Raw genomic sequence first — 21,810 nt, forward strand, 5'->3', positions numbered from 1 at the left:
TTATTAATCCTGAATTATTGAGAACTGTCCCTTTAAACTTATAAAAGTGTATATAGATAATTAGTCACGTTTTGTAATGAAAAGTAGTTCTGTATTTAAAAAAGTATATTTGAGTTTTGTTAAAAAGCCGATTATACTTGTTGATTTTACATTGCTTAATAATTGCTATAATGATAAAATTTACTAATAGATATTTATTTTGTTAAATGGGAAAAGTAGTGGAGTTAAGGCATTTTCGTTAGAGTTCTATTTAAATGGGGGAGGGAATAGTTTTGAATAAAAAAGATAAAGGGGACAAGAGAAGTTTAAGAGAAAATATGGCCTATCTTATTTCAAATGCTTGGAGTATTAATAAGAAGGCATTTATTTATTTTGGAATATTCACCATATTAACAGCTATACGACCTTTTATAGGGATTTTTATGCCTAAATATCTTATTAAAGAACTTACAGGTGCACAAAGGCAAGAGATTATATTAACAATAATCGCAATATTCTTTATTTTGTCATCGTTAGTTGGATTTTTTACAGCATTATTAGATGGAATAAGGCTTCCAGAATTCATAAAAATACGTTTTAGATTTATGGAAGATTTACATTCAAAATCTATGTGCATGGACTTTAAACATACAGAAAATCCTAAAACATTGAATGATATGGAGAGTGCATGGAGAGCTGTTAATAATAATGTTGATGGTATTGAGGGTGTGTATCATAAGATATTTGAGATTACAGGAAGTGTAATAGCATTTCTTGGATACATAACTATTGTAATGACATTGAGTCCTTGGATATTATTATATCTTGTAGCCAATGTTACAGTAGTATATTTTCTTACGTTAAAAGTAAAAAAATATGCCCATAGTAAAAAAGATAATATATCAGAATCTCAACGTAAATCCAACTATATATATCAAACTATGTACGATTTTTCATATGGTAAAGATATTAGAATATATAATATGAAGGATTGGTTAGCTGATAAGTTTAAATTATTCACTAAAGAGAGAGAAGACATTAATAAAGATATTAAATATAAGTATTTTGTAGTATCTCTATGTGAGGTTGTGTTGCTTCTAGCTAGAGAGGGATTAGTTTATGCATATCTCATACATATGGTTATAAATAAGGGGCTAACAATAGACAATTTCACAATGTATTTTATCACAATTGCTGGATTTGCAGCTCTTATGCAGAAAATAATAAAGGATCTTGCTCATATAAGAGCACAAAATCTATATATTAATGATTTTAGGGATTACCTTGAGATTGAAGATGAGAAGAAGTTAGAAAATCCAAGCAAAATCCCAGAGGATAAAACATACGAGATTGAGTTTAGAAATGTATCCTTTAAGTATCCAAACAGTGATAGATATATTTATAAGAACTTGTCATTTAAAATAGAAAAAGGACAAAGACTCGCTATAGTAGGTATAAATGGTGCAGGTAAAACGACTTTAGTAAAGTTAATAACTAGGTTGTACGAACCTAATGAGGGTGAGATTCTTTTAAATGGTGTTAATATTGCAGAGTTTGATAGAGAAGAGTATTTTAAGATATTCTCCGTAGTGTTCCAGGATATTAAAATGTTTGCTTTTTCAGTAGCAAATAATATATCTGTTGATACAAAGAGTAGTGATAGAGATAAAATCATGAAATGTATAGAAATGGCTGGAATGAAAGAGAAGATACAGTCACTTGAACAGGGGATGGATACTAGTGTATTAAAGGTTCTTGATGATAAGGGAATTGAATTCTCAGGAGGGGAAAACCAAAAATTAGCCCTAGCAAGAGCTCTGTATAAAGATGGTAAAGTAGTAATTTTGGACGAGCCTACAGCGGCATTAGATCCTATAGCTGAATATAACATTTATAAAGGATTTAATGAATTAGTTGGAGAAAAATCATCAATTTATATTTCACATAGATTATCAAGTACTCGTTTTTGTGATGTCATTGCATTCTTTGAAAATGGAGAGATACTTGAATATGGAACTCATGATGAACTTATGAATAAAGGTGGTAGGTACTTTGAGATGTTTAATATTCAAGCACAGTATTATCAAAATGAAGCTGTAGAGGAGGTTGTTTAGCATGGAATCAGAGAAAAAGATAAATTTAATGAGAGACGTGAAAATTGTTTTTCATTTTCTAAAGTTAGCTTCAGGTATTTCAAAGTCATATATTCCATTGCTTATGATGTCTGCTATCTTTAAAGCTATATTACCACTTATAAATATAATAATACCTAAGTTTATTATAGATGAGCTTATGGGAAATAAGAACATTGATGTTTTTATTAAGTTAGTATTAGTGATTGTTATTGCTAATGGTGTATTAGGAGTAATTAATGCTTGGCTTGATACTAAGATTGATATAAAAAGATTAGAAATTAATAATGGATTTGATCTTTTATTAGGAAAGAAGATTATGGATATGGACTTTGAGAATATTGAAGATCCAAAGGTTCTTGATTTAAAGGAAAAGGCAATATTTCCAATCAAAAATCAAGGAGCTATAAATCGGTTGATAAATGGATTTGTTAACTTGTTTACTCAAATAGTAACTATAATAGGTTTAATGGCAGTAATTTTCACATTAAATGGATTGATTGTTGCAATGATACTTGGGGTGGTTATTTTAAATATAAAGCTTTATCAAAAATCGCAAAAGACACAATTCAAATTTTATAAAGAACTAATTCCAATCAATAGGAAGTTTATGTATTATGGAAGTTTAACTAGCGACTTTTCTTATGGAAAGGATATTAGATTATATGGAATTCATTCTATGATAATGAATAAAATCAAAGACTATAATAAAGAGAGCATAGGGGGATTTTCAAAAGTATTCCTTATTATGGGGAAATATCAAGGGTTGAATGAAATAAATCTTGCAATACAGATGACACTGGTTTATGGATATATGGTATTTAAGGTGATTAAAGGAGCTATCGGGATTGGTTCATTTACAATGTACATTAATGCCGCAAATAAATTTTCAACAAGTATATCGGAATTTTTTAAGGTATTCGTTGAGGTTCAACAAATGTGCAGATATCTTGAGAATTATGTAGAGTTTGAGCAGATAGGTTCAACTAAAAAACAAGGTAGAATAAGTGTTGATGGAGTAGAAAAATGTGAGATCGAATTTAAGAATGTATATTTTAAATATCCTAGAAGCGAAAACTATACATTGAAAAATGTATCAATAAAGATAAATCAGGGAGAAAAATTATCAATTGTTGGATTAAATGGAGCAGGAAAAACTACATTTATAAAACTTCTAACCAGATTATATGAGCCAACAGAAGGAGAGATTCTTTTAAATGGTACAAATATAAAAGATTATGATTATAATGAATATATTAAATTGCTTTCAGTAGTATTTCAGGATTTCAAGCTAATGGCATTTACAGTTAAAGAGAACATAGCTCTTCAATATCATGATAAATATGAGGATAAAGAGATAATGAAAGTAATAGAAAAATCAGGACTTAAACAAGATATATTAAAGCTTCCTAAAGGAATAAAAACATCTGTATATAAGACATTTGAAAAAGACGGAATAGAGTTTTCGGGAGGTCAATCTCAGAAAATTGCAATTAGCAGGGCTATACATAAAGATGCCCCTATTGTGGTCTTAGACGAGCCTACAGCTGCATTGGATCCTATTGCAGAGTATGAAATATATAATAGATTTAATCAATTGATAGGTAACAAAACAACAATCTACATTTCACATAGATTATCAAGTTGTAAGTTCTGTGATAGAGTTGCAGTATTCCATAAGGGTACTATAATTCAACATGGTCACCATGATGAGCTTATTGCTGAAAAAGAAAGTCAGTATGAGCAAATGTATAGTGCTCAAGCACAATATTATGTAAGTTAATAAGAAGGTAAATAACAGGGGACAGTTCTCAAGAATTTCTAAAAAGCTAGTTGTTTTTTAAGAAAACTTGAGAACTGTCCCTTTTGTGAATAAAACTACTATATACTTTTTTGTAACTTAGTTGTAAAACAGTTGTAAAACAATAGCTATTGATGGTTTAGACATAAAAATATATGGTAAAATATTACTAAAGCTCTTAAATGTTGAATAACAACCAAAGGAATCAGAAATTAATTTATTAATATAATAAGTTATACAATAAATAATATGATATAAATATTATTAAATGAATAGGAGAAGAGGAGGGGTGACACTGGAGTTTATTGGAGTAGGAAAAAGATATGGTAAGAAAACAATTTTAAAGGATATTAATATAGAAATACTTGATGGAGATATAGTTGGGATTATTGGAGGAAATGGTGCAGGAAAATCTACTTTATTGTCATTGGCAGCATCTGCTTCGAAACAGGATAAAGGTGATATATGTATTAAGGGTAATGATATCTATAAACATATTAAAGCATATCGAAATAAGGTAGGATATGTTCCGCAAAAAATTGCATTATTTGAAGAGCTTACGGTGAAGGATAATCTATTATTTTGGGGTAGTAAGAAGAATAATGATTATCAAGAAAAACTTATAAAAATACTAAAGCTAGAAGAATGGATGAAGAAGAAAGTCAAGGTGCTCTCAGGGGGTACTAAGAGAAGGCTGAATATTGCAGTTGGGCTCATGAAAAATCCTGAGATCATAATAATGGATGAGCCTATGGTTGGAATTGAACTAGGGATAAAGAAAAATATATATTCATTACTTAAAGAGATGGCTATGGAAGGTAGACAGGTACTTTTATCTACACATGAGATGTGGGGAATTGAAAAGATATGCAATAAAATTATCATATTGAAAGAGGGTAGCATAGTTTTTTATGGTTATAAAAAAGAACTACAAGAAAGATGCTTAAAGGAAGAGCGTCTATTTGGTGATATGCTTTGTGAGATAGGTGAATTTTAATGAATATCTTAAAATTGATGAGAATAGATTTTAAAAGGTATTTTTCAAACAAAGTACTAGTTGTAATTATGCTAGTTATGCCTGTAGTACTTGCCACTTCTTCAGTTTTTGTATTGGATAAAGTAAATAAAAATGAATTAGGGATAATAGCTATTGCAATAGTAAATGAAGATAGGGATAACCCTGATACACGAATGATATTAGGTCAGATTGAGAGTTCAAAATCAATAAAAGAAAGTATCAAGATATATCATTGTGAGTACATTAAGGGTGAAAAAATGTTAAAAAATGATATGATTTCAGCAGTTTTTGTTATACCTGAAGGCTTTGCTAATAATCTTCTATATGGAAAAGAAACATCTATTAAATTAATTATGAATGAAGATAAGAATGATATTAAAACAATGCTAATAAGAAGTTTATCTAAAAAAAGTATCCAAGTTGTAGGGTATGCTCAGAATAGCATTAATATCATATGGGATGAAATGAAAGCCGCAGGGGTTAGTAAAGAAGATAGAAATAAAGCTACAATAAAAGTGGCAAAATCTATTATTTTGAATTCCATAGGTAGAAATAGGATGTTTAACATGGGGAATAAGATAATTATTTTTGAATACTATATTTCCATATTTTTAGTGCTATTTATTGTTCTGAATGTATATTTTATTTTTTCAACTATAATTGTAGATGATGAAGTCAATATTAAACAGAGATTGGAAATTAATAATTATACAAACACACAATATATAATAAGCAAACTTGTAAGTACTCTCATAATTCAACTTTCATTATATGGGGTACCATTATACTTAATAAGTAGATATTTTAGTATAGGAAACTCCTTTAAGTTGGGAATGACAGTAATAATTTTAACATTTTTCTCAGTAGAGCTCTTGCTTGTATTATTCAAGATATTAAAAAAAAGACAGTGGATTTTATCAGCCTATGTAATTAGTATTGTTATAATGCTATTTATGAGTGGTGTTCTTCCTATAACTTATGGGTGGTACACAAATTATGTGCAGGCAATCACAAAAGTGGATATTAATCCTATGAAACAAGGGATTTATTTGATTTTAGATGGAATCACTGGAGAAAATCGAGTAGAATTTTTAGGAATTATTAGATCATGTATATATATGATAAGTTTATACACTTTGATTATTATAATAAATAAAAGTAGATATTATATAAATAGGGGGATAGGCAATGAAAAAATTTAAGTATATAGGGGTAGCTGTTGTAGTATTATTAGCATTAATAGTTGGAGCTAAATTTTTAATATTCAATGCTACACCAACTGAAAAGTTATTCTCAGGTATGAAGAAAGCGGCTAATAAGAAAAATATGAATCATAAGATTAATTTATCTTTTGAGGTTATGAATACTGATTCAATGACAGATATTTTAAATGATATAAACATTGAACTCTTAGTAGCTCAAGATAAAACAGGAACAAAAACCAGCCTTCATGGGAATATATTATTAAGTGATGAAGCACTATTACAAGGTGTTTTAGCTACCGATGGACAATTAATGTATTTTGAGTTGATAGATTTATATGAAAAGTTTTTCTATATTGATAGTGAAGAAATTTTAAAAGATATTGCGGGTAAAAATATTAATGGTAATATATTAACAAATAAAGAGTATTTAAGAGAGTTTAAATTAAAGGGTGTTGACCAGAAGAAATATGAAAAAGCTTTTGAGGATGCCTTGGGAGATAATATTAAAAAAGTAGATGGAAAAATAAATTTAAGATTAAATTTAAATACACTTGTTAAAGTGATTGATGAATTAGTGAAAGTTGCAGAAAATGATAAGAAATTAAAAGAAGCACTTTATGTTGAGGGAAAACAACTTTTAGAGAAAATAAAAGAAGATGAAACTATTGTTGCTGAAAATGAAAAATATCAAATTGATATGATGTTGAATGAGTTTTTTAAGGATAAAGAAACATTCACTATAATGTTTGATGAAGGAATTGCTAACTTGAAACAACAACTTGAACTTGCAAAAGAACAAGTAAAATTATATGGAGGAATGGTTACTGTTGAGGCGGATTTTGATATTGATATGTTTAACAATATTAAAAAAGTAGACTTTGAAGTTACAGTACCAGGGTTTGCACTAAATGCATCAATTGATAATACAGTAAAAGTTGATTTGAAAGAATACAATAAAGAAGATGGAGTAAATTTTATAGAATTACAGGATAGTGAAGAAGCATATACAATTTTACAGGAAGTTATGAATAATCTTTCTACTAAAATCACATCAAATGATAGATTAATAAAATATCTAGAAGAGAATGAGATTTTAGAGAAATACTTCTACGGTGTTGAAAGTGTTGATCAATTACTGAATATGTTTGTAGAAATGATTATGTTCAATGGTGTTCATTAAATAAAATAAATAATATTGAGTATATGAGAGGAATAGACATATGAGTTTATTCCTTGAATATCTTTAGATTGGATATAAAAATATGAATGGGATAATAATAAAAAGCTCACTAAAAAAAACACTGATTATATTTATGATGATATTAATATGTCATATAAGCGTAAATTATATTATAAGAGTTTATGATGAAAAGGAACTCATCAATAATAATATTAATATTGGGATAATAGATACGGATGAAACAAATTTATCAAATATCCTAATAAGTGATATTAAAGAAGGGTTGAGGGTTCAGAAGTACAATGAACAGGAAAAGGGCATCAAAATGATGTCACAAGGGAAAATCGATTGTCTTTTAGTAATTCATGATGGATATGAAGAACTGGTTAGGGCAGGAGAATTATCTAAGCTTTTTACTGTGTATAATGGATACAGCCCAAACAAAACTGAACTTGTATTGGAAATAGTAAGTTCTTCTGTTTTAAAGAGATGGATTAGATTTAAGATTGACCTTTTAAATGAAAACAATGGTATAAATATAGATTGGAAACAGTTAAATGATATAAATATTAGTAATTTAGTGAAGGTTGAAGAGATTTTTATTAATGATAAAGATAATATAGATATTTCTTCAAAAGCTAAAATAGACAAAAAGCTCAAGGAAAAAGGGACTATATATTTAATTATATGGGGCTTAGGGGTGTTAATAACTTTATCTGTTTTTAAAATAAATGAAATAAAGGATAAAGAGAGTGGTATATATCAAAGGATTATAACATTTCATAATATGGGAGAAAATTACTATATAATTAATAGAGTAGTAAATGTTCTAGGTATAAGTATAGTAACTTGGTTCTATATTATAGTATTTAAAAAGAGTATGTATATTAGAAATCAAATTATGGTTTCTATGATTTTATATGTTATTATTATGCAATTAATAATAGATTTGGTATCATTGAAGATACAAAAAAAGGCAACCTTTATAGCCAGTTGTGTCATGATTATTGCTTGGGTAATAATATCATACTTGATTTCAATAATAGTTAATAATAAGTTTATGGAAATAATAAGTCCATTAAGTTGGTTAAATTCCAATTCAATAATAATAGAATTGATGATAGTTATAGGAATATCTGTGATTACATTAAAAAATATTATAAGTAAAAAATTAATGAATAAGTGGCTATGAGCCACTTATATTTTTTTTATGATGATATAATAGAGAAGGAAAAGCTAATTTTGTGAGTTTGAGGAGATGAGAATCATGTATGTTAATGAAACTAAAATCAAAGTAAGATATGTGGAAACAGATCAAATGGGAATAGTACATCATTCAAACTATTATGCATGGTTTGAGGTAGGAAGAACAGAGTTTATAGTAGAGGCTGGAATGCCTTACAACGAGATGGAGAAACATGGAGTAATGCTTCCAGTACTTGAGAGTAACTGTAAATATATTGAGGGTGCTAAATATGAAGATGAGCTAATAATTCAAACTTGGATAGAAGAGATGAATGGAGCAAAGGTTGTATTTGGATATAATGTAGTTAGAAATAGCGATAAAAAAGTTATTTCAAAAGGAAGTACAAAACATGCTTTTGTAAATGATGAATTTAAGATTATTAATCTAAAAAAGAAGAAACCAGAAATGTGGGATATGTTAGAGAAAATGTATACTGCACAATAAGAATATAACTTTTAATTAAGGGGACAGTTCTCAAGTTTTTTGATTTATTAAAGTAAAAAACTTGAGAACTGTCCCCTTATTTTTTGATAATTAGGAGATACTATGTTTATATGTTTTAGATTAATGAAGGTAGTGATAAGAATGAAAAAGTGTAAAGTAGATAAGATAACTAAATATAATATAAAAATAGATAATGAACTGTGTACAGAATATAAAGGGAAGAGATTAGTGGGGTTTGGATCTAGTATGACTGTAAAATCAGAGGAGGATAGTAAAGTAACCTTATATTTATTGACAGATAGAGGTCCAAACATGGATGGACCATGTGTCGATAATAAAAGCTCAAAAGTATTTATAATACCCGATTTTATACCACATGTTGTTGAGGTAGAGCTTGTAGGGGATAAGGCTGAGTGTAAAAAAATTATAAAGTTAAGAAGTGTAAAGGGTGAATATGCTTCAGGAATTCCAATTGAACCAGGAGAGCTGGGAACTACTAATGAGATTGCATTGGATGGAGAGATGAATAGATTAGAATATGATGATAATGGACTTGATGTAGAGGGAATTGCAATGGATAGGAGTGGGCATATATGGATATGTGATGAATACGGTCCCTTTATAATTGAATATGATCAAGGGGGAAATGAATTAAGACGATTTTCACCTGGGAATGGTATACCAGATGTTTTCAAAGAAAGACATCCCAATAGAGGGTTTGAGGCACTAACTGTAACTCCAAATGGAAAGATATATGCTGCAGTGCAGAGTATATTGGATATTAAAGGAGAGACATATGACACAGGAACATTTATAAGAGTTTTAGAGATTAATCCTATGTCAGGAGAAACGAGAGAATTTGCATATCCCCATGATATAGAAGAATATAAGAGAACTAGAGATGGAAAAATAGGAGACATGTATGCTATTAGTGATAATAAGATACTTCTTATTGAACAGGGAAAGAGTAAAAAAGGAAAAAGAAATATGTTGTACTTAATTGATATTAGTGGAGCTGATGATATATCAGAGTTTTTGATAAATGGTAAAGCGCCTGAATATTGTTGTGATAGAGATGAATTAAAAGAAGTGAATTTTATAAAGAAAGAATTGATAATGGATATAAGAGATTTAGGATGGAAGTTTTATAAGGCAGAAGGTTTGGCAGTACTAAGTGATAGGAAAACAATATTTATTATAAATGATAATGATTTTGGAGTAGATATAAAAGTTAAGGATAAAGCGAGAGATGAGAAGAAACCTAATATAAAGGATTATAGCTATGATGGAGAGGGAACATTTACTTACCATGGAAAGAAAGCAGAACCATCATTTAATATTATTTCAACTGATGAGGAACTATGTTTATGGAAAATTGAACTTGAGGAACCCTTACAATAAGAAATTAATTATAATTTTAAATATGAATTTGTTGAAATTATTTAAGCATGTCTTTAATATAGAGTATAAAGACTAAATATTTGGAGGAAATTATGATTAAGAGATCTATTCATCATGTTTGCATTCAAACTGAGAAGTATGAGGAATCACTTAGATTTTATACTGAGATATTAGGTTTTGAGATTATCAGTGAGACGGCTGGATTTCATGGAAGAGCATATAATACATGGATTAAATTAGAAGACTTTATGATTGAGCTACAAACACCAAAGAAGGGTGATAAGCTTAATCCGTGGAGTAACAAGAATGCTGGTATTGTACACATGTGCTTTATGGTTGAGGATGTTAAGGAAGAGTTTAATAGAATCAAGAACTTAGGATATAATGACTTTAAGGTGAAAAATGGTGAAGAGTTATATAAAGTGGAAGGAAGCTATTTATGTAAAGTTAAGGCACCAGAGGGCACAGAAATTGAGTTTAGAGATATAGAAATATAAAAAATAATTGACAAATATAATCTAGTAAAATATAATATATTAAAATAATAAATTCAAAAAGTTGGAAAATAATTATAGGCTGTGAAGAGAAGAAGTAATTAAGAAAAGTGATTCTACAGAGAACTCCGGTAGCTGAGAAGGAGAAATTGGCATCTTAATGAATAAGGTCTTGGAGTCTCGTATTGAACCGTTATTATGTAAATTAAGTAAAGTGGCGGGGGTGGTACGACGGGTTCTCCCGTTAAAGAGATAGGGTATAAACAAGGTTTAGACTTGAACGAATAGTTATTAATGTTATTCGTTGGAAAGATATAAGTAAACCATTGTCGTACTTGAAAAGGTTAATATGGTGACATATTAATAAACTGAGGTGGTACCACGAAGTTAATAACTCTCGTCCTCAAGACTAACGTCTTGGGGGTGGGAGTTTTTTTGTTGTATGTTAAATAATTGTTGGATTTGAGAAGCGGAATTGAGAAACATTGAGATATAAAACATAACTGAAAAGTTGAAAGTGGAAAGTGGAAAACGATGGAGGTTTTGCTCCGCAAAACTATATACTATTGGTCTTTAGAACAAGGACGTAGTTTAACTTATTTTATCTTTAGATAAAATATTGTAATTTAAAGTACAAGGTTTCATCAAGATGAAACGAGTAAACTATTCTTGCCCGAAGAACAATATGATTAAAATTTCTCGAAGAGAAATATCCTACGTTTTCAATTTTCAATTTTCCACTTTCAATTTGATTTTCTAAAGTACAGTAGTTTCTTATTACGCAATAAATTAAAAACTTAGATAGTAAGTGAAATGAAAAAAAGAAGGAGAGATAGTATGCATTGGGCACAAAGAATAGCAGAAGATTTAATAAGTAAGTATCCAGAGAAAGAAGTATTTGTATGTGCATCTGGGATTAGTCCATCTGGTTCTGTTCATATAGGAAATTTTAGAGAGATAATAACAACTTATTTTGTAGTTAGAGCATTGCAAAAATTAGGGAAGAAGACGAGATTTATATTCTCGTGGGATGATTTTGATAGATTTAGAAAGGTTCCAAAGAATATTGACAGTTCATATGAGAAGTATATTGGAATGCCATATTCAGAGATACCAGATCCATATGGGTGTCACGGTTCTTATGCTGAACACTTTGAATCAGAATTTGAAGAAGCTTTAAGAGTATTTGGTATAGATGTGGAGTTTATATATCAGAGTAAAGAATATAAATCTGGAAGATATAATGAAAATATACTTCATGCTTTAATGGAGAGAAGAAGAATATATGATATCCTAATGAGTTTTAAAACACAAGAACCTACAGAAGAACAGCGAAATTCCTTTTACCCTATAACGCTTTATTGCAAAAGCTGCAGGAAGGATGATACAACAATCGAGAACTTTCATGAGAGTACAGGAGTAATCCAATATAGTTGTAAATGTGGAAATGCTGATAGTGTAAAGGTCTTAGAAGCAGATAATATTAAATTGAATTGGAAGATTGACTGGCCAATGAGATGGATGGTTGAAGATGTATTATTTGAACCCGGTGGTAGAGATCATTCATCTGAAACTGGAAGTTATAATGTATCAAAAGTTATAGACAAGGAAATTTTCAATCATAAAGCTCCTGAGTATGCTGCATATGAGTTTATTGGAATCAAGGGAACAAATGGTAAGATGTCAAGTTCAGCTGGGAATATAATAACTCCAGGAGAACTATTGAAAATATATATTCCTGAGATAATATTGTTTATGTTCTCAAAATACACGCCTAATGCAGCTTTTAATATTGGACTTGATGATGATGTGTTAAGAAACTATTCAGAATTTGAGAGATATACTAATGCTAATGAGTTAGGACGTCTAAATGATGAAGATATTAAATATTCTTTAGAGCTATCTTATATAGGAGAAGAAAACAGGAATCTTCCTAAGTTTGGACAGATGGCAGGGATATTTCCATTAGTTAACTTTGACATTAATGCACTTGTAGATGTAATGAGCAAGTCTGGGGAAGTATTTTCAATGGATAAAATCAAAATTTTAAGTGATAGAATATATAATTGGATTAATGAATGGAATAAAGAGAAAGCAATAAGTATACGAGTAGAAAAAGACAACGAGTATTATGATAGTTTAAGTGAAATAGAAAAAGAATGGCTTGTAGGAGTATGTAATGTGATTGAAGATAGTGAAAATCAGGATAGTCAATTACTTATGAAAGCTTTATATGATGTTTGTCATGATGAAGATAAGAAGATAAAAAAAGCAAATCAAAAAAGATTATTTAGCATTGTATATAAACTTGTGTTAAATAGCGATAGTGGACCAAGGTTACCATTATTAATAAACACAGTTGGAATTGAAGAGTGTTTGAGGTTATTAAGGTTTTAAATAATAAAGTATTATAGCGAGGCGCGTGAAACGCGCCTTTTTTATTTAAATAATGTAAGAAAAATTATGATTTATTTAACTTGCTACAACATACTATAACTCAAGTTAGATAAGTATTATTAAAATTATTTAATGTGAAAGCATCTCTGAATGGTAAAATATTACATTAAAGTAATGTAGGCATAGATATAAAATCACATAAAACATGATAAAATGTAGTAAATGGAAATAAATGTAATAACCATAATGAAAATCATGAAATTATCTTTATATCATTCAAGGGGGTATTAATATGATTAAAGAAAGGAAAAAAGTTTTAGCTATTTCCATAATTTTATTATTAATCATGAATCTAACATCTTGTGGGAGTATGATTAAAAGTAAAAAAAAGCAGCCGATATTGCTCACAAGCAAAGAACTTAAATTTATTACTGAGAAGGCAATTAAAATGGATATAGATGATAAGATTGAGGTTGATGGGAGAGTAGATAGCTATAATTCGGAAAGGTTATCATTTGAAAAAATTGGATATTTAACTTATTATAATGTTTACATGGGTAAAGAAGTGAAAAAAGGAGAACTTTTAGCGGCTCTTGATATAGAGGATATTGATTTTAAAATTAAGGTTTTAGAGTTAAAGGTAAAGCAAGACAAGATTAAAATTGAAATAGCTAAAGAATCCGGAGATGCTTTAAAGATAAAAGATTCGGAAATAGAATTGGAACTTCATGAAATGGAATTAGATAAATTATATGATCATAGGGAAAATTACTGTTTGATTTCAGGAATTGATGGAATTGTAAGTTCCTATAATGATAAAAACTTAGGAAGTAAAGTCAATGAAAATGAATCCATGATAAATATTATGGATACAAATGCTTTATGTATCAAGTTTTTAGTAGATGAAGAAGATGTAAAAAGAGTTGAAATAGGAGACAGAGTTCAGGTTTGTATAAATGATGAGATTTTTGAATCTGAAATTACTGATATAAATAAGAGGGTTATTACAAGTAAATTACCAGATGAATTAAATGGCAAAGTAACTCCCTTAAGTACAGTTAAAGTTCAAAAGGTGTTTAAACAGATAAAAGATGCAATTTTAGTTCCTAAAACAGGAATATATACTGATAAATTAGGTGTTAGTACTGTACAAGTTATAGAGGATGGAAGAATAATAACTAAAGAAATAGAATTAGGTGAGGAAGTTTTGGATTACTATCAAGTTTTGAAAGGAATTGAGGAAGGGGAAGAAATTCTTGTTAAATAGAGGTGAATGAAATGCTATTTAGATTAATAAAAAAAATTACTAAGAATTTTGGGGTTTTTGCAGCATTATTTTTTGGTATTATTTTATCTTTGGTAATTATCAATAGTATTGCCATTTATGGAAATAGTTTAAGTGATATGCTACTTCAAAAAGAACTATCAAAATATGAAACAAAATTTAAAGAGACCGCTGGATCTGTATCTGTATCATATTTTAATTCAGATATAAATTCCGGTTTTTCAGAGGAAATTAGAGATAGTTATATATCTATATTAAGTAAAACTAATATGAACATAGAACCAGGACGAATTATGGCTACAGCGAATGAAGGTGCTGTATGGAAAGAAGCTGAAAGTTATAATCCACAAGAGTATTTTTTCTGTTCAGATTATGACTTAATAAGTATTAAAAATTTTGAAAATCATGTTGAAATAATAGAAGGAAGAATGTTTAATGAGTCTTTTAGAGAAGAAGATAAAAATATTATTGAAGTTTTAGTAGATAAAACAACCTTATTGAATTTAGGGTTCAATATTGGAGAACTTTATAGAATAGAATTATTGAATATTCCTACAATCTCAAGAGTGATAGATGAAATTGAGAGAGTAGACAAAATGAGAATAAGTAAAAATTACTTAAAAATAGTAGGAGTATACGAATTTAAAGAAAATGATTTGTTTTGGAGAAAAGGAATTTGGGATAATAGTCGAAATCATTTTATAGCTAAGGAAAATTCATTAAGTTTATTGTGTGAGAAAGAAAGTAAGAAGCTTCATTTTAATAGGGAATATTTCATTAATCTTAGTAATTTGAAATATTCAGAGAGAATGGACTTTATAAAAAAAATAGATCAAATCAACAGTCATTTCAATGAAGTAAATACAGCATTCAGTATAAATGTTTACGATTTATTGATAAAAGATAATAATGAAATGAAACTTGTTAATAATATGCTTTGGATTATTCAAATACCATTATTAGTAATTGTGTTTCTGTATATCTTAATGATTACAGGAATAATTGTTGATAGAGATAAAGATGAAATTGCTCTTTTAAAAAGTAGAGGAGCAACACAAATAAAAATTATAGGGAATTATGTTTTTGATGGATTAGTAATTATGGCAGTAGGATTAGTAATTGCACCTTTTTTATCTTTAAAATTGGCAAGATATATGAGTATTACTGATGGTTTTTTACAATTTAATGGGGAAGTAAGTAATAATATATATCTTACTACTAAAAATATATATTTATCATTATTAACATGTATCTTTTTTTTAGGAGCTCTTATTATTCCTGTTGTTAAGGCATCAAAAGAAAGTATCGTTAATAGAAAGCTATCTAAAGTAAGAATAAGGTTTTCTACCTGGAAGAAATCATTCATAGATTTCATATTTATTGGAGTTTCTCTTTATGGACTTTATTCATTTAAAAATACACAAAAAATTGTGTCTACCGTTGAAGTGGATATAAATTCAATATCTATGGATCCTATTATTTTCATTTCAGTTATTACTCTAACTTTAGGATTGAGTTTGCTATTTTTAAGAATATATCCATACATTATTAAAATAATTTTTGGGATTTTTAAGAAAATAATGCCTGCGCACATCTTTGTTTCTTTTTCAAACTTAGGAAGGAAAGTTGGAAAGAGAGAATATACAATGTTATTCATAATGATAACTATTAGTATTGGTATATTTAATTTAAAAATCGCTAGGACTATTAATACGAATGTTATAGATAATATTAAGTATATAAATGGAACAGAGATAAAAATGATAGGTAATTGGAATAAAGAAAAGATTAAAAATCTTAAAACTAAAATAAACAGAGAGACTTATACTACTGCTGATTTTTTAGCAGGATTACCTGAAGTTTTTAAAGAGGCTACGAATTTCATTGAACCGGACTTCAATCAATATAAAGAATTAGAAAGTATTGAAGGGGCTACTAAAGTTTTAAAAATTCAAAAGACGAATTTGGCATTTTCATATGTAGACTATAAAGATATACAAATGGTTGCAATTATTCCAGATGAATACGGAAAGGTAGCTTGGATGAGAGAGGATTTAACACCAATACATTGGTATAATTATCTGAATATTCTGGCTAAGGAGCCTGGAGCGATATTTTTAAGTTCAAATATGAAAAATAAACTTGATTTAGTGAAATTAGAACCAGGTAAGTTAGTGAAAATTGAAATTGATGGATTTACAGAATTATTTGTTTTTGGTGGATATATAGATTATTGGCCTGAGTATGTAGATAAAGAGTCTGAGTTAATTATTGGTAACTTTAATTATATATATTCTAAGTTAGCTAGAAAGCCATATGAAATATGGTCAAAGTTGAGGGAAGGAAAGACTTATGATGATCTTCTAAATGAGATTAAAGAAAAAGACATTAATATAGCAGGGATTCAAAAAGTGGACGTTGATGTAAATTTAAGCATATATCTAAAGGCAATAAATTCATCTATAACAATTTCATTTATATTATCAATGTTTATAACCCTTATTGGATTTTTAATTTATTGGTGTATATGTATAAAAGAAAGAGAATTACAATTTGGAATATTAAGATCTCTTGGATTAAAAATAAGAAAAATATACACCATGATATTTATTGAACAGATTTTTGTAACAGGTGTATCCTTAATTATTGCAGTTTTCATAGGGAAAATAGTTAGCAACAAATTTCTACCAATTATTTCTCAGATAGTATTTGGGGAAAAGTTAGCAATACCAGTATTTGATTATATAACAAAATATGATTATTTACTTATAATGGGTATATTTGTTGTATCAGTAATATTTGTTTTAGGAATTATTTTAAGATATGTTTCTAAGATTAGAATTGACCAAGCCATTAAAATTGGAGAGGATTAAATATGAAAACAATAAGGAGAATATTAATTATTGCAAGTATGATGTTCAGTGTAATAACAGCGCTTTTATTTACTTCATGTGGTAGTAAAGAAGAAGCTATTAAAGAAATTGATTCAGAGTATTTTAGCAAAGTAATAGAAGGAATAAAATATGATACTGCAACAGTGACTAGGGGAACTTTGTATGAAAAGGTTTCAGAAGATACTATGGATATTCTACCAACAAGAGTTAAAGAGTTTAAGTTTAATTTTGATGGATATGTTAATGAGTATCATGTTAAAGCTAATAAAATATTAAAGAAGGGCGACTTGATTGCTGAATTAGATGATAAAAAAATCTCACATGATATTATGATGCAGCAATTTAAGGTAGAAAGACAGCAGGTTATATATAATCAGATGAAAACAAAGGGACAAAATGAGAAAGAAATAAAAGTGCAAGAATTAGAAGTTAAAATACAGGAAGAAAAACTTAAAAAGTTACTTAAAGATAAAGAAAAGCATAAAATTTATGCACCAGTTAATTGCTATATAACTGATTTCTATGTTCGAAAAGGAAACAGCTTCAAGGCTGGTGAAACATTATTCAAGGCATCCTATTCAGATAAACCAATTATAAAAACAGCTTATGCTGCTAATTTAGTTAAGTTTGAAAACATTAATATTGGTGATTCTGCTGTAATTAGACAAAGGTATGGTGAGTATGAAGTAAAAGTATGTTTTATATCATCCCGTAATGACTATGGAAGGGGTGGTTCAATATTTTTTACATTAGATGATGAAAGCAGCATGCAAGGGTCTATATATGAAAAAATAGTAGCAAATGCAGAGTTTGAATCTAAAGAATTAAAGAATAAGTTGATTGTACCTGAATTAGCGGTAAAACGTAATGGAGGTATTAGATATGTAGAAATACTTAAAGATGGGAGTAAGAAAATTAGATACGTAGATTGTGGAACCGTAGGTAAGGATGAGAATGGAGTTATGTGTTATGAAGTTTTAAGTGGATTAAAAGAAGGGGATGTTGTTATTCTTGGAATAAAAAATAAATTAGACAATGAAATATAGAGTTTAAAATAAAAGGATATGCTGTGCATGTCTTTTTTTTATGTTATAATCTATATTAAGAGAAAATTAATATTAATTACTAAGGGATAATTATTTTAAATTGTAATTAATAATTTATTATTTATATATGATGTTTGAGAGGAGAGAAAGACATGAAATTAATTTCTTGGAATGTTAATGGAATTAGAGCTTGTGTTAAAAAAGGGTTTTTAGATTTTTTTAATGAAATAGATGCAGATATTTTTTGTATTCAGGAGAGTAAATTACAAGAAGGTCAAATTGATTTAGAACTTGAAGGATATCATCAATATTGGAATTATGCTGTTAAGAAAGGGTATTCAGGAACAGCTATTTTTACTAAAAAAGAGCCTATAAGTGTTGCTTATGGAATAGATATTGAAGAGCATGATCAAGAAGGAAGAGTTATAACATTAGAGTTTGAGGACTTTTATGTTGTAACGGTATACACTCCAAATTCAAAGCGTGAATTAGAAAGATTAGAGTATAGAATGTCATGGGAAGATGATTTTAGAGCATATCTTAAACAATTAGAAAGAGTTAAGCCTGTTATAATGTGCGGGGATTTAAATGTTGCTCATAAAGAAATAGATCTTAAAAATCCTAAGACAAATAGAAGAAATGCTGGTTTCACAGATGAAGAAAGAGAAAAGATGACATTATTATTAAATGACGGTTTTATTGATACGTTTAGATATTTTTATCCTGATAAAGAGCATATGTATTCTTGGTGGTCATATATGCGTAAAGCTAGAGAGAATAATACAGGGTGGAGAATAGATTATTTCTGTGCATCTGAGGCGTTAAAAGACAGACTTGTTAGTGCAGATATACACACTGAAATATTAGGATCAGATCATTGTCCAGTGGAGTTAGTAATTAAATAATCATAGATATAACATAGAAACCAAAGGGTAATCCTTTGGTTTCTATGTTTATAATAAAATATATTTAGATTATTGATTATAAAGAATAACTATCATAAAAGACTATTTCATCCAAAGGTTTCTTTGAGGTTGTCTTTAAAGTACCTTGAGGATATCCAAAAGCTAATATTTCAGAAGGATAGAAGTTATCAGGTAGATTTAGTAAAGTTTTAAGCTCTTCTACATTGAAATATGATATCCAAGTTGAGTATACACCTTTTTCTAAAGCAGCTAATACCATATGTGAACCAGGAATTTTGGTTTGGTGTTCTTCTAAATTAATTTTTGAATATAACTCTTTTGGAAGTTTAGAAATAGTTTCTTTTAGTTCTGGACAACGAGAATGTTGAATAAACATTCCACCCTTCTCTTCATCTACAATTGTTGCACATAATACAACAAGAAAATCTGCAGATTCAATCCATTTTTGGTTATAACAAATTTTGGATATAGTTTTGATCAGAGATTTATCTTTTATTACACCAAATTTCCAAGGCTGTTCATTCCCACCTGAAGGGGAGAGTCTTCCCGCTTCAAGTATATAATCTATTGTTTCTGAAGGAACTTTTTCTGTACTGAAATTTCTTACGCTGCAACGTTTTTTTAATAATTCATTTATCATAATATAACTCCTTTAATATTTATAATAGTATTGTAAAAAATTTTAATCATTTTTTCTTAGTAGACTAAGCCATCTATCTAATAATTTGAACACCATTTAATTCCACTTAAAATCATTTGCATATTTGAATTGGAAAAAAACTGTTCAGAGGAATGTGCTAAGGAAGTATAAAAAATACGACCTTTTCCATAATTCCTTGTCCATGAGATTGGTGTTTTTATTCCTGAAAAATCAGCCGCGGCTAAAACATTATTACTAGGATCTACCTGAATATAATACTTTTCACTAATAATATTAAAATCATCTAAACTTACTGTAATAGGATGCTTTTTATCAGTTATTTTAATAGTGTATTCTTCTTCATTTGAATCATAAAGATATAATGCACCAATCATTTTATAATATTCTTCATCTTCAAACCAATTTATACCACCATGAAATGTAGCTAATCCAACTCCATTATTTACTGCTTCCAATAATGGTTTTAAATAATAATTACTTTTTATACCACATGACCATACTGGAACTATAACATCATATTTAATAAGTTTATCATTAATTAAAATAGCGAAATCGCATGTTATAGTCACGTTATAATTATCTTTCTCCAATATTTCTCCAATTCTGTTTGCAATCAATTCTGGAGTATGACCTTCCCAGCCTCCCCATATAATTAAAGCTTTTTTCATAATATTACTCCTCTCTATAATTTTTTATTTTAATGTGAATATATAAATTTAAGCTTTCTGAACAACTAAACTTAGAGAAGTCGAATTTTCATTAAATGGAGTTCCATCTAAGTCAGCCCATTTCTCAATAATCTCAAATCCATATTTCTTTAACATCTCTTCAAGTTCATTTGAAGTGAATAGTTTTTCATAGATTCTATAAGTTTTAATATTATTTTCAGTAACAACAGTATACTGATCTAAGAAAGTTGTTTCATCTTCATAATAAAAAGTTTTACTTAAAATTGCATAAGGGGACTTATTCCAAAAACCTTCCTCAAAGGAATCCCAATTATTTAGCTTATTCTTTTTATTTTTAAAGTTTGTTGTCAATACATCAAAGATAAAATAGCCTTTGGGTTTTAATGCATTATAGACATTTTGAATTATCAATTCCTGATTATTTTTATAGTGAGAGCCAAAATCATAATAAATCAGTGTGATAATATCATATTCTTCTTGAAAATCCATATCCAAGTAACTGTCATTAATATATTTAATTTCTAAACAATTATCTTTAGCAGAGTTTATAGCGTGAGTAATTGAAGTTTTAGATAAATCAATTCCAGTAATATTTGCTCCAGCTTGGGCAAATTTTTCACAGTATAAACCAGGCCCGCACCCCATATCTAGTAAATTAGTATTTTCATTAATATTAAAATAATTAATTAGATTATTTGTAATTGCATTGATTGTTTTGAAATTTCGGCTTGCTCCATCAATATTTGGATTAAGATGAGCTGCTAACATTTGAGTTGAGATGTATTCATCATCCCAAAACTTATCATCGCTTGGTGTATATAATTCAGGTTTAGGAGAAATATCATTAATTAGTTTTATTAAATCAATATTTTTATTTATATTAAGTTCTTTCATTTTAAAATCTCCTTATAATTGATTTTTGAATAACAATACAATTTTTAATAATAAAAAAGAGCTACAGATTACTCTGTAGCTCGTAAAAGCGTGTTTCCAATAAGGTGCAATGGAACTA

17 protein-coding genes are annotated in these 21,810 nt (G+C 28.4%); 14 read left to right on the top strand and 3 right to left on the bottom strand.

Features of this window, described 5'->3' with window-relative positions; translation table 11 throughout:
- Window positions 1-272 precede the first annotated feature (272 nt).
- The 14 genes from OW730_RS03285 to OW730_RS03350 all read left to right on the top strand — a co-directional run bounded on the left by OW730_RS03285 (window position 273) and on the right by OW730_RS03350 (window position 19,427).
- Window positions 273-2,093 carry an ABC transporter ATP-binding protein gene (locus OW730_RS03285; protein ID WP_271227670.1) on the top strand — a complete coding sequence of 607 codons (1,821 nt, stop codon included), beginning with the start codon at window positions 273-275 and terminating at the stop codon, window positions 2,091-2,093.
- A gap of 1 nt (window position 2,094) precedes the next feature.
- Complete coding sequence (locus tag OW730_RS03290; protein ID WP_271227671.1) at window positions 2,095-3,894, top strand: ABC transporter ATP-binding protein; 1,800 nt, start codon at window positions 2,095-2,097, stop codon at window positions 3,892-3,894.
- 307 nt (window positions 3,895-4,201) lie between these two features.
- Window positions 4,202-4,909, top strand: a complete 708-nt coding sequence (locus OW730_RS03295; protein ID WP_271227672.1) for an ABC transporter ATP-binding protein — start codon at window positions 4,202-4,204, stop codon at window positions 4,907-4,909.
- Window positions 4,909-6,132 (top strand): ABC transporter permease, encoded by a 1,224-nt coding sequence (locus OW730_RS03300; protein WP_271227673.1) that lies wholly within the window; start codon window positions 4,909-4,911, stop codon window positions 6,130-6,132. Before OW730_RS03295 ends, OW730_RS03300 begins: the two co-directional genes overlap by 1 nt.
- Window positions 6,119-7,315 carry a hypothetical protein gene (locus tag OW730_RS03305; protein WP_271227674.1) on the top strand — a complete coding sequence of 399 codons (1,197 nt, stop codon included), beginning with the start codon at window positions 6,119-6,121 and terminating at the stop codon, window positions 7,313-7,315. Before OW730_RS03300 ends, OW730_RS03305 begins: the two co-directional genes overlap by 14 nt.
- 133 nt (window positions 7,316-7,448) lie before the next feature.
- On the top strand, window positions 7,449-8,507 hold the full coding sequence (locus OW730_RS03310; protein WP_271227675.1) for an ABC transporter permease: 1,059 nt from the start codon (window positions 7,449-7,451) through the stop codon (window positions 8,505-8,507).
- A 75-nt stretch (window positions 8,508-8,582) separates the two neighbouring features.
- Complete coding sequence (locus OW730_RS03315) at window positions 8,583-9,005, top strand: acyl-CoA thioesterase (RefSeq protein ID WP_271227676.1); 423 nt, start codon at window positions 8,583-8,585, stop codon at window positions 9,003-9,005.
- A gap of 123 nt (window positions 9,006-9,128) precedes the next feature.
- Window positions 9,129-10,406 (top strand): esterase-like activity of phytase family protein, encoded by a 1,278-nt coding sequence (locus OW730_RS03320; protein WP_271227677.1) that lies wholly within the window; start codon window positions 9,129-9,131, stop codon window positions 10,404-10,406.
- 92 nt (window positions 10,407-10,498) lie between these two features.
- Window positions 10,499-10,903, top strand: coding sequence for a VOC family protein (locus tag OW730_RS03325; RefSeq protein WP_271227678.1), 405 nt, complete (start codon window positions 10,499-10,501; stop codon window positions 10,901-10,903).
- 834 nt (window positions 10,904-11,737) lie between these two features.
- Window positions 11,738-13,297, top strand: coding sequence for a lysine--tRNA ligase (gene lysS, locus OW730_RS03330; RefSeq protein WP_271227679.1), 1,560 nt, complete (start codon window positions 11,738-11,740; stop codon window positions 13,295-13,297).
- Between the two features lie 292 nt (window positions 13,298-13,589).
- The gene (locus OW730_RS03335; RefSeq protein WP_271227680.1) at window positions 13,590-14,564 is read left to right on the top strand and encodes an efflux RND transporter periplasmic adaptor subunit; all 975 of its coding nucleotides are present in this window, start codon (window positions 13,590-13,592) and stop codon (window positions 14,562-14,564) included.
- An 11-nt stretch (window positions 14,565-14,575) separates the two neighbouring features.
- Window positions 14,576-17,455, top strand: coding sequence for an FtsX-like permease family protein (locus OW730_RS03340; RefSeq protein ID WP_271227681.1), 2,880 nt, complete (start codon window positions 14,576-14,578; stop codon window positions 17,453-17,455).
- 2 nt (window positions 17,456-17,457) lie between these two features.
- A complete protein-coding gene (locus tag OW730_RS03345; RefSeq protein ID WP_271227682.1) occupies window positions 17,458-18,522 on the top strand; it encodes an efflux RND transporter periplasmic adaptor subunit in 1,065 nt (354 codons plus the stop codon).
- Window positions 18,523-18,674: 152 nt separating this feature from the next.
- Window positions 18,675-19,427, top strand: a complete 753-nt coding sequence (locus tag OW730_RS03350; RefSeq protein ID WP_271227683.1) for an exodeoxyribonuclease III — start codon at window positions 18,675-18,677, stop codon at window positions 19,425-19,427.
- Between the two features lie 76 nt (window positions 19,428-19,503).
- Here OW730_RS03350 and OW730_RS03355 read toward each other — a convergent pair whose 3' ends face one another.
- From OW730_RS03355 to OW730_RS03365, 3 genes are all read right to left on the bottom strand, one after another.
- Window positions 19,504-20,088 carry a nitroreductase family protein gene (locus OW730_RS03355; protein ID WP_271227684.1) on the bottom strand — a complete coding sequence of 195 codons (585 nt, stop codon included), beginning with the start codon at window positions 20,086-20,088 and terminating at the stop codon, window positions 19,504-19,506.
- 77 nt (window positions 20,089-20,165) lie between these two features.
- Window positions 20,166-20,777, bottom strand: a complete 612-nt coding sequence (locus OW730_RS03360; protein ID WP_271227685.1) for a ThuA domain-containing protein — start codon at window positions 20,775-20,777, stop codon at window positions 20,166-20,168.
- Between the two features lie 48 nt (window positions 20,778-20,825).
- Window positions 20,826-21,692, bottom strand: coding sequence for a class I SAM-dependent methyltransferase (locus tag OW730_RS03365; protein WP_271227686.1), 867 nt, complete (start codon window positions 21,690-21,692; stop codon window positions 20,826-20,828).
- Window positions 21,693-21,810: the final 118 nt, after the last annotated feature.

It is taken from the genome of Oceanirhabdus sp. W0125-5 (genome assembly GCF_027938815.1).
Classification (GTDB): Bacteria; Bacillota; Clostridia; order Clostridiales; family Clostridiaceae; genus Oceanirhabdus.